General features: G+C 36.7%; 6 protein-coding genes. 5 read left to right on the top strand and 1 reads right to left on the bottom strand.

Annotated elements, in window-relative coordinates; genetic code table 11:
- Positions 1-180: 180 nt before the first annotated feature.
- A complete protein-coding gene (locus tag ETP43_RS08445) occupies positions 181-801 on the top strand; it encodes a DUF3786 domain-containing protein (RefSeq protein WP_129257746.1) in 621 nt (206 codons plus the stop codon).
- Between the two features lie 287 nt (positions 802-1,088).
- Complete coding sequence (locus tag ETP43_RS08440) at positions 1,089-2,723, top strand: DEAD/DEAH box helicase (protein ID WP_207668920.1); 1,635 nt, start codon at positions 1,089-1,091, stop codon at positions 2,721-2,723.
- Positions 2,724-2,885: 162 nt separating this feature from the next.
- On the opposite strand, the gene ETP43_RS08435 is transcribed toward ETP43_RS08440, so the two are convergent.
- Positions 2,886-4,462 (bottom strand): IS3 family transposase gene (locus tag ETP43_RS08435; RefSeq protein ID WP_408608685.1). Its coding sequence is split into 2 segments (ribosomal slippage): positions 2,886-4,000 and positions 4,000-4,462, totalling 1,578 coding nucleotides; the frame shifts between segments, so codons are not numbered across the junction.
- 91 nt (positions 4,463-4,553) lie between these two features.
- Between ETP43_RS08435 and ETP43_RS08430 the strand changes: the two genes are divergently transcribed.
- From ETP43_RS08430 to ETP43_RS08420, 3 genes are all read left to right on the top strand, one after another.
- Positions 4,554-5,438: a DEAD/DEAH box helicase gene (locus ETP43_RS08430; RefSeq protein WP_129257744.1), complete on the top strand. Its 885-nt coding sequence runs from the start codon at positions 4,554-4,556 to the stop codon at positions 5,436-5,438.
- A 70-nt stretch (positions 5,439-5,508) separates the two neighbouring features.
- A complete protein-coding gene (locus ETP43_RS08425; RefSeq protein WP_129257743.1) occupies positions 5,509-7,521 on the top strand; it encodes a restriction endonuclease in 2,013 nt (670 codons plus the stop codon).
- Positions 7,522-7,775: 254 nt separating this feature from the next.
- Positions 7,776-11,201 carry a hypothetical protein gene (locus ETP43_RS08420; protein ID WP_129257742.1) on the top strand — a complete coding sequence of 1,142 codons (3,426 nt, stop codon included), beginning with the start codon at positions 7,776-7,778 and terminating at the stop codon, positions 11,199-11,201.
- The last annotated feature ends 1 nt before the right edge of the window (position 11,202 follow it).

Below are 11,202 nucleotides of genomic sequence, written 5' to 3'. Positions count from 1 at the left end.
GCAATGAACGAAAATCTTTTCCTTCATAAGAAACTGGTGATTAACGCGGTGGCTGAAGATGGAATTAAAATTGCAAATTTTATTTGATGTGATATGATTTTTATAGATAACATATTATCCAAAACAAGTAAAAAATCCAGATTTTGGATAATATATGATCCATAGAAAGGAAAAATCGACATGTCAAACTATGAAACGATGAAAGACCGTATGTCCTCCCATTTCCTGGAATACGATCAGGAAAAAATGATCCGGAAATTTGCTCTGGAGCATGATGAAAAGTATCTCTATATTTTCTTTGTAGGAAGAAAATACCGGATTAACCGCATCACCGGAGGAATCACCTGGTCTGTGGATGAATTCCAGACGGAAGAAAATGCAAATTACAACGAAGCCATGACAATTTACGATGTCCTGTGTAATTCCAAAGAATACTGTCATCCCGCCCATGAATGGGTTCATATCGGCAGCCTTTCTACGGTGCGGGGAGGAAATCTGGCAAATGACAGTAACTTTTTCAAGGATGCAGGAAAGAAATTCGATGGAAAGACTGCAGAACTTGCAAAAGCCTGCGAGCGGCTGCATGGGATTAAGATGGAAAAAGACGATGTGGCTTATCAGCTGGAAATGTTTTCGTTTCTGCTTGTCGTACTGAGATTCTGGGAATCCGATGACGAATTCCCAGCGAGTTTGCAGGTGCTGGTGGACCGGAACATTCTGGAGTATATGCATTATGAGACGGTGATGTTTGCAATTGGACATTTGCTGGAGAGAGTGGGAGAAGAGATGGAGCGAAAGTAAAGAACAGGTTGCTATAAACCGCTATTATCTGGAAGAACGGTAATAGCGGTTTTATTGCATTTCATATCGATAATTGATCCAGTGGAGCAATTTTGATTATGGAAAGAAACATCTGGAAAACAATATGAATTGGAAAAATAAATAATAATTTGTCGAGAAGTGTCGAATAAAATAGCAAAATACACTATAAAATGTCGAAAAGCTTTGGAAACATTACCTGTTATATGCTATAATATAAAATAATGCATCATTTTTAATACGGATTTAAAATAATGGAGACAGAGAATATGGTGAGAGCAGCAGATAGCGATAATTTTCTGATACAACATACAGATTTTTCTTTGAGAGAACAGGTGAACTACCCGAATGGTGGAATATCAAGATTTTATGATAATGGCATCGATATGGTCATTATTGATGAAAATATTTGTGACCATAACCCGGGTGAGCCTGTTTTTTCTTATATGCTTATTACAAACAAACAGAACAGTTATATCCATCAGTTTAAAAGAGTTTTTCGTTTCTTAGGTTATATACAGTCTGAAGTTGACAGCTATCTTGCTAACGATGAAATGACATTACCTGAAGATTACAGGATAACCGTTGGGGACCGGGCAGAACAGGCGGATGCATCACCTCTGGAGATCCATTTTGAGGATAGCTTTTCAAATACCTACGGTATGAATGCGCTCAGATATTTGACACGCGAATATGGAATCTGTGATGAAAACGGAAACAATTATTTTCTCGATTATTTTATCAGAACACAGAATGAAAGATACGCTGTAGAAGAAAATGGACTGAGTTTTCATCATCCACAGATTATCGGAGAAGAAAAATACAAAAAACAGTTGAAGAAACAGAATACCTGTGTTTTATGGGGAATCAAACTGTTCCGATTTTCAAAAGAAGATTGTGCGTTTCAAAATCGAATCGAAGATGATATCAAACAATATTTCGGAAAAGATACCACAGCATTTGTCGATGACGGATTGAAAATCGACAGAAAAGTGGAATTATATGAACACCAGACGATCAGTTTACAGGAAATACAAAAACGTAGAATGGCAGGTATCAAAGCATTTTTGATCGTATTACCAACGGCATCCGGAAAATCCAGGATTGTAGAGGAAGACCTGCGCGAATTTGCAAAAGAAAAACCGGGATTCAGAGGACTGATACTGGTTCCGGGAATCAATATTCTTGCGGACTGGAGGGCAAGAGTACAGGAATCCGTACCGGAACTGGCAGAGAAAATTGAGATCAGAACCTATGCCTATATGTGCAGACATTATACGGAATTTCCAGCAGATTATTACAATTATATCGTAGTGGATGAGGCGCATCATGCGGTTGCACCGATGCTGAAAAGAGTGATTCAGTATTATGAGGCGGATTTTACGGTTGGACTTACCGCAACGGATCAGCGTCCGGATAAGAAAAAACTGGAAACAGTTTTCGGAACATACTCCACTTCGTTATCCTTAAAAGAAGCCATGGAAAAAGGAATCGTTGCCCGGGCAAATGTTTACAGGATCGAAACAAATATTGATCTTTCAAAAGTCCGATTCAACGGAAAAGACTATATCAATGCAGATCTTGAAAAAAGAATACGGGTTACTTCAAGAAATGAGCTGATTGTCAATGTCCTTCAGGAATATTTTGGAGACGGAGAAGCTGCCAGACGGCAGGGAGTCATCTTTTGTGTCAATGTTGCCCATGCAAATGAGATGGCAAAACTACTCAACAAAGCCAATATCACTGCAGCCAGCTACACCAGACAGACAAAGAATCCGGCGGCTGTTATGGCAGATTTTAAACAGAAGAAGATTCGGTTTTTGTGTGCCTGTAATATGATCTCCGAGGGCTGGGACTATCCGGAACTGGGAATTCTCGTTATGGCAAGACCTACGCTTCGCTGATTGTCAAGGTAGTTGTCAGTAAAAATTTATATTTTTTGTTCGTGCAGGTTATCAGATATTGTTCTGTACCTGACGTGAGTATCAATAAATGATCTAATTTATTGGCAATCACGTCAGGCACAGAACCCTGCTTGAGCGCTAGCATTTTGAATGAATTGATTTTTATGATACAGCAGTCTTTTCAGCTTCTGTTTCAAGCTGCTCCGGCATCTTATCCGGATTCAGATACACTGTATCTGGAAGACTCCAGTCACGGGTTGCACGTCCATTCCAACGTTCTGGATGCTCTGCTTTGGCAGCTTCGTAGACCTCTTTGCGTTTGGCCAGTATCTTATCAGACAAGCCGCTGCGGCGCTGGTATGGAGTAAGAAACTTCAACCCACTGTGATGGTGATCGTGGTTATACCACTTTACAAACAGGCTGACCCATTCCCGTGCCTCTTCCAGTGTTCCAAATCCTTTGGGCTGATAATTCGGACGATACTTCAGCGTTTTGAATAGGCTTTCGGCGTATGGATTATCATTGCTCACACGCGGTCTGCTGTTTGAAGGGGTGATTCCAAGCTGATACAGTGTCGCCAGCATTGTTGCCCCTTTCATGGGTGAGCCGTTATCAGAATGTAACACTAACGGTTCTGTAGTGAGCCGGCCTTGTTTCAGACAGATCCTTTTGATCAAGCTGCTGGCACAGTCTGCACTTTCTTCTTCGTAGACTTCCCAGCCAACGATACTACGGTCATAAAGGTCTGAAAAAAGGTACAGGTAATAAAACATCCCTTTATGTGGTCCATTCAGATAAGTGATATCCCACATATACACCTGATTCGGAGCTGTTGCGCTGTATGTAGATGGACGGTTGTGTTTTGGTGCTTCGCTGCGTCCACGATGATTTAACATTTTTTCTTCCCGCAATACACGGTAAAAGGTTGATTCAGAGGCAACATAAATCCCCTCATCGGCTAATGCAGGAACGATCTCACATGGTGCCATGCTTGCGTATTCTGGCCTGTTACAGATACTTATGATCTCCCGGCGTATCTCTGCCGATATCTTATTTGCAGGATCCGAGTGATCTGCTGAAGGACGTCCATCCCCATAGGAATCCGTATCTGTCTTTCGTTTTTTCCAACGGTAGAAAGTCCGTTCCGTGATCCCGAGACGGTCACATGCCTTTTTGCAGGTAGCCCCCGATGCAATGGCCTCATCGATCAGCAGTACAGCAGTTTCGCGGTCTGGGGCGCTGATCATTCGTCCTCTGGATCCCCCCAGATCGCATTTGCTTTTTTTGACAGTACAAGTAAAGCTGCCGCTTCCGCAAGAGCTTTTTCCTTGCGCTGTAATTCTTTTTCAAGTTTTCTGCGTTCTTTTTCAGAATCCTTGAGTTCACGGTTAAGCCGGGAAGCTTCCTTCGCGATACCGCCATTTGCATTCATGCAGGCATCTTTCCAGGCTTTGATCTGTTCAATATAAAGTCCTTTTTTACGGGCATACTCAGCAAGTTCCGTCTCATTCATGCTTGCTGTTTCAACGACAACTAAAAATTTGTCCTGTGTGCTCCAGTCGTCAGGGACAGCATCTGTACCAGGAGCGGCATAACCTTCCTTTCTGGCTTTATCCCGCCAGTTACGAAGTGTCTGTTCAGAGATACCTTCTTCCCTGGAAATCTTGGTAATGGATTCATTGTTTGGTGGAAGCATCCTTCTAAGGAGTGCATCCTTTAATTCTGGACTATAGTTCATAGTGAAAGCTCCTTCCTGTGATGGCTCTATACTACCACAAAAGTAATTATCTTTCACTGACAACTATCCTAACACACAGGGGCTTTCCAAAGTGCTCTATCTGCAGCAGATTGGAAGAGGACTGCGGAAAACGGATACAAAGAAAAATATTATCGTTATCGATGTGGTGGACGAGTATGGTGCAATGATCAAAGCCTGTAATATGCACACGATCTTTGCCAATTCATATTATGTGCCGTTTGGAGATATTATAAAAACAGATTATACACCCGGAGATATGGTTGTTATCGATGGGCTGAAAGAAAGAATTGAACGTATCATGGAAGTCGATATCAATTCTTTCGAGGAAAAATATGGCGATTATCTCAGTCAGGAACAGGTTGCCAGAGAATATTTCGTCAGTACTGGAACCGTGACAAGCTGGGTCAAAAAGAAAAAGATCGTGCCGAGTGTAGAATACCGGTTCGGCAACAAATCCATTTACCTGTTCAGTCCGGACGATGTCGAAAAATACCGGAAAGAATTAAACATCAAAGAACATAATGACAGTACGATCAAAGAAGATTTCTTTGAATTCCTGGAAGAAAGAGATTACTCACTTTCGTATAAAATGCCGTTCCTGCTGGCGATTGTGAAACATATAGATGCTATCGGAGACGCGAAAATAGAAGATGTTCTGGATGATTATATTGCCTTTTATCAGGACAGATTGGCCAGAGGACTCCAGGTGGATCGAAGCACCTGCCCGTATGATGAAAAAATGCTGAAAGACCGAAAAGCGGTGCAGAGAAATATGCTTACGAATCCATTTGAAAAATTTGAAAGAAAGAGATTTCTGTATTATTCGAAAGATTTGAGCGTGATTTCGATGAACCATGCGCTGTTTGGACAAATGAAAGAGGAAGACTGGGAAAGAGTGCGGAGACAGATGAGGGAAGATTTGCGGAAGTATTATGACGGGATGGGCGGAGTTTAAATGATTTTTAAGCAAAAATAAGTTCATTACACATGTTGCCAATGTATGTGATATAGTGGGGGAAAAACAAATGACAAATAGTGAATATCCGGAAAACAGAGAATGGAAACAAAAAGCATTTGGAATGCCAAAACTGCCCAGTGGAGATATGGGGCAGGATAAAGTGTTGTACTATATTCTGAAAATGGTCAAGGACGGTAAATCAGCAAATATAATGCTTAATATTGAAGGAAGCAACAGCACAGCCACCTTAGGTCGAATGTGTGAATGGATCCGTCCGATTGGTCTGGTTAATAAAGAGAAACAGGTGTGGACGCTGACAGAATTAGGAGAAATGGTTTTGGAACGACAGGATAGTTGCTTTTCTACCGCTGTTTTCTGTTCAACAATTGTATTTATGGGAGAAATATTATTCTATCTTCAAAAACCAAAAAACTCACAGGAACTCCTGAAAATTGCAGAAGAATATCATTTGAACTGGAAAACAAATTCTGAAATTCATAACCGGATCAAATGGTTTCGGGATGTGGATATGGTTCGGTTTGAAGAATATAAACTGGAGTATAGTCTGACACAAAAAGGACAGGAATTTCTGCAGCAGATAGAGGTTACTATGCCGTCAGAGACAGAGGAAGAACCGGACGAAACACTTCTGGAAACCCAGCTTCCAATGTCAGAATGGGCAAGTGCCTTAAAGCCTGCACCAACAGAGAAAAAAAGAATGGCGATCGGATACATGCCGGGAAAAACAGCCGATGCATGTATAACAATCAGCGCATATTTGCAATTGATGAATCAGGCGATTTCTATCGAGGAGATTCGGGAATATTCGAAAATCAATTATCAGATTGCAGTGTCATCGTCGAATATGTTTCTTTCATTTCTGGAAAAAATAGGATTTGTTGATCGTATCAGTAAGAATATGTATGTAACCTCTGAACTTGGAAATACATGGATTGAAAAACAATCACCGGTTGATCTGATCGCATGTCTGGAAGCAAGATATTTATTTGTCTATGAATTGCTGGCAGAGCTCAGAAAAGAACCGAAAAATGCAAAAACGCTTTCTATCATAGCTAAGGTATCTTACGGATTCGACAGGGAAAGTATTGATGAAACGCGTAAAAGACTGATTCTTTTATCTGCCGCCAAGCTGATTTACAGTGTGACAAACGATAAATATGGACTCACTGCCAGAGGAGAAAAACTTCTGGATACTTTTGGCATTGTGGCGAAAGAGAGTGTGAAATCATCCGAAATAAAGAAAGAGGAAAATGCAGGCGATTGTTACGATGATTCCTGTGAAAGCCTTATTACAGAATTAAGACTGTCCAGTAAAGATTCCTACAATCCCAACAGATTTGAAAAAGCCATAAAAGCAGCATTCGATTTTATCGGCTATGATGCAACCTGGCTTGGCGGTTCCGGAAAAACCGATGTCCTGATCAAAGCAAGAACAGCCCCCAAATTATCTTATGCAGTCGCGGTAGATGCAAAATCTACGCAATCTGGAAATGTTACGGAGGATCAGATTGACTTTGACACTTTGAAAGACCACCGAAAACTTCATCATGCGGATTATTCTGCAATTGTTGGATGCTCTTTTCGAGGTGAACGACTTTTAAACCGATGCAAAGAACATAAAGTTGCACTGATTGATGTGGACACACTGGAACAGTTGATTCGCAACCAGGTAGGGATTCCATTAACCGGAGAAGATTACAAAAAGATCTTTGAACAGACAGGAATCGTAGATATCAGTGTCCTGGACGAAGCCAGAAACCGAACCGAACGCTACGGTTTATTGGTAGATGCAATTGTGGGATGTCTTGTAAACGAAAGCAAAGACGAAGTGACAGAAGGGATCCTTACTTCCCGTGAGATTTATCGGACAGTGAGGGATGACGAGAGATTTTCGATAAATCCTAATCTGGATGAAATTGAAGATATCCTTAAATTCCTGGCATCTCCGTTGATAGGGTGCGTGGGGAAAAATAAGGATGGGTATTATGCGATTGGATCGTTGAATGAAGTGGCGAAGAAGTTTCAGTTTTATGCGAAGAGTTGCAAGCGGACGAGTTAAGAGAAATGTATAGTGACGGAATGTAGGTCGACTTGAAAAGGAAAATAATATATTCACTGCTGATTTTTAGCACTGAAGGAAACTACTCTTAGATAGCTTAAGAGAATTAGTGAATGGATAAGAAAATATGGATGATTATTGAAAAAGAGAAGCTAACAAAAAATACAGTAAATAAACTTAAAAAATAGGAGAGCATTTGCACGAAAGCAAAGAGTACAGAAACTAACGATAATTGTTTGAGGGAGACGATATATATGTCAGATAGAATAGATTTAGTTAAAGGGTTAATTATGCAAAATAGAATAAAAACATATTCAAAAAAAGGAGATAAAAAACAAGCATCGAAAATATTAATACAGATTAAAAGAATTTTTAATGATATATTGAAAGAAACAGATGAGAAAATATTCGAAAATGATATGAATAGATTAATTTCATCGCCTATAGCTAATCCTTATATTTCAAGCAATTTTTTCCCTGAAAATATATCAGAATATGGGAGATATAGGAACATTATTGAATTCACAAATGATTTACGTTTAGAATTGCGTTGGATGATTTATTGTTTACGATTCTATAGTGAATCGATTTCCATCTTTGTAAGAGCAAGAGAATTATACGATAATTACATTTTGCAGAATAAATATGAGGAGGCGTTAGGCGTTGTAGAAGATGTAGAAAAATCTCTGGGAATTTCACTGTGGAGTTTAGAATGCAAATATTACCTTTCATCGAAACTAAACCTAGATAAAACTGAACTTAAAAAGACCACTCCAGAAACAGTCCTTGACGCAATAATGAATTTTTATGAATTGAAAAATAGAAACAACGTTACAAGTGATGAATATTTTTATATTGCTAATAAAGAAATTAATATTGTCAAGAAATATTTTGTAGGCGATAAAAATATTGTAGAATTTTATGCGTATAAAATAAGTTCTTTGGTGTATGAATTAGATAAAGATAAAATAATACAGATAATTAGTGTAATGCGGCAAACGAGTTTAATTGATAGATATATATTTTTCATTGATGTGTGTGATTATATAGTTACGTTGCCTGAAAATAATGAAATACGAATGATACTAAAGGAATATGTGTTATTATTAGACGATATTGAAGATGATCATTTGAATGCATTACGTTTTGTTTTAGACGACACGGATAATAGAAAAACAAAATATATACCAAAAACACGGCTGGATTATGCTAGATGTGAATTTATAAAAGGGAATATATTAGAAGCAAAAAAAGAAGCGGTTGATTTATTACAAAAATTTCCTAATAATATAGGAGCCATGAATCTTTATATTGAATCAAATATATTGCTGGGTAATGAAACAGAGATATGTGGAGATAAAAATTTAGGTATGCTTTTGAAAAATTTAACGAATGTTTATATGTTAAATAAAAATCGAGATGAAAGTATGGAAAATGTGAGGCAGTTTGCAAATGCTTGTAGTCAATCGACATGGTCAAAAGGAATTTTAAGCAATATTGTATATCGTTGCCAAACGCGAGATGAACAGAGGTCTATGTGTACAGATATTATCTCGAACATTCAGCATTTAGATATAGAGACGATGATAGCATGTTGGAGAAAAGAGAAAAATACTAATTTTATTAAACAAATGAATCAAGAAGAAGATTTATATATTAAATTTAGATGTGCACTACTAAATGAAAAGTACGATATTGCTTCACAAATATGTGGTATAGATCAGATAAGAGATTTGATTATTGTATATAATAAAAATATTTCTATTTCGAAAAAAATAAAGCATTTAAGAAAAATACAAGGAAAAGATGCTTTGATTGCTATTAGATCAATGAGTAATTTTTTAGGTGATATTGATCTAGATAAATATTTGGAAATTGCGATGCAAATATCGTCGGAGCTTATTATAGATAATGTTTTCACTTCATTATTTATTCCATTAGAAAAGATAGTTAGATATATTGAAAAAAGTGGAGAGACGGTAAGAGCTAATATTTGCACTCCAATCTTATATTATGTTTATGCAACATATTTTAATAAAGAGAAATTTGATGATTTAGGAATTATATGTGAAGATTTTTTCCTTTTTAGAGATATAGAAAAGCCAACTAAAATGGATATTTATAACCAGGAATATAAAAGAGAGGAATTAATATATTTTTTAAAAAACGTTTGTAGCACTAAGATATTAGATATTTCGATTCCAATGTTTAAAAATTCACAAGAAAGAGATCAAGAACGGCTAGAAATATGTAACATATTAACTCAATTAGATCCGGATAACTTGAAAGAATATGAAAAGGAAATTCGTGAAATAACACAGAAATTAATGATTAATGCTGAGTTGAAAATTATAGAAGAAAATAGAATTCATGTTAATGTTGATGGAATGAAAGATCGTTTAGAAAAAGCTTATAAGAGTGATTTCATTAGATATCAGTTTTATCAGGACGAGAGAATTAAGCAGGTAACAATGGGATGGGATGATAATACTGCAGAACGATTACGTGTGATTCAAAATACCCCAGAAAGAATTCTTAAAGAATTGATTTTACATATCAGAGATGCATTTGTTTCAAGTGACGAATATGGATTAAACGGATATCTTAGTTTAAATATACGTCACGGTACGTTAGAAGATGAACTAAGGAGCCCATTATCTAAAGCTTTTTTAAGTGCAAGGAAAGATGTACATACAGGAAAATATATTTTAGATCCACATTGGAATAATTATTCAAATCGACAGGATTTAATAATAGTAGAAAAGGCTATTACGGAATTTTATATAAAAACTGAAGCAATAATTTCAAAATTAAAGGGTACATATATACAAATCAGAACAGAAGAAAAGGTTACGGATGGTATATTTGACTACAGACTAAATAGTTTAGACTATCTTGAAATAACACTTGAAATGCAAGAAGTCGCAACTTTTGAAGAATTTTTAGATATTGTTATAAATCATTTATGGGAAATAACAGAAAAAAATTTATGTGAAATTAAAAAAATAATAAAAAATGAAATAGCACAGGATTATAATACTTCTTTTGAAGAGTTAAAAAATGCAGTATCAAAAATCAATAATAAAGCTCAGTTACGTGATTTGCAACAAAAAATAGCTGAAGCGTCGACAGATATGTTGAATACTCTTGATAAAATATGTTATTGGTTTCAAAGAAGTACAGAGAGTAAACATAATGATTTTGATTTACAGTTTGCTTTTAATTTGGGACTTCAAACAATTAGAAATATGCATCCAGAAAAACGCTTTATTGCAAAAGCGCTAAAGCCAGTTGAGAGTGAAAAGATTTCAGGTGGATATTTGAAAAATTTTGATGGAATATTTTATAACTTGTTTGATAATATATATAAAAAAGCTATCTCTTCGGATGGAATAAATATTGAAATTCGATATGAATTACAATATAAAAATCAGAAGTTTTATATTTACATTGAGAATGATTATAATTGCTCTGCTAATATTTCTGAGGATGAACTAAAGGTGGAGCAGGCTAAAGAGCTAATTCAAACAGGGAAGTATTTGGAAAAAGTGAAAGGAGAGGGAGGTACTGGTATACCTAAAATTGTAAAAATTATAGCATATGATTTAAAAAGAGAACCAGATATTGATTTTGGTTATATAAAGGAGAAAAATATATTCTTTATGAAAATTAGATTTTGAG

This window comes from Blautia faecicola (genome assembly GCF_004123145.1).
GTDB classification, from domain to species: domain Bacteria; phylum Bacillota; class Clostridia; order Lachnospirales; family Lachnospiraceae; genus Oliverpabstia; species Oliverpabstia faecicola.
The sequence above is the reverse complement of the archived record's forward strand: the minus strand, read 5'-3'. Positions and strand labels throughout refer to the sequence as shown.

What these genes read in the sequence shown, in the direction of transcription:
- ETP43_RS08445 (WP_129257746.1), top strand. Translation starts at nt 181, where the DNA reads ATGTCAAACTATGAAACGATGAAAGACCGTATGTCCTCCCATTTCCTG.
- ETP43_RS08440 (WP_207668920.1), top strand. Translation starts at nt 1,089, where the DNA reads ATGGTGAGAGCAGCAGATAGCGATAATTTTCTGATACAACATACAGAT.
- ETP43_RS08425 (WP_129257743.1), top strand. Translation starts at nt 5,509, where the DNA reads ATGACAAATAGTGAATATCCGGAAAACAGAGAATGGAAACAAAAAGCA.
- ETP43_RS08420 (WP_129257742.1), top strand. Translation starts at nt 7,776, where the DNA reads ATGTCAGATAGAATAGATTTAGTTAAAGGGTTAATTATGCAAAATAGA.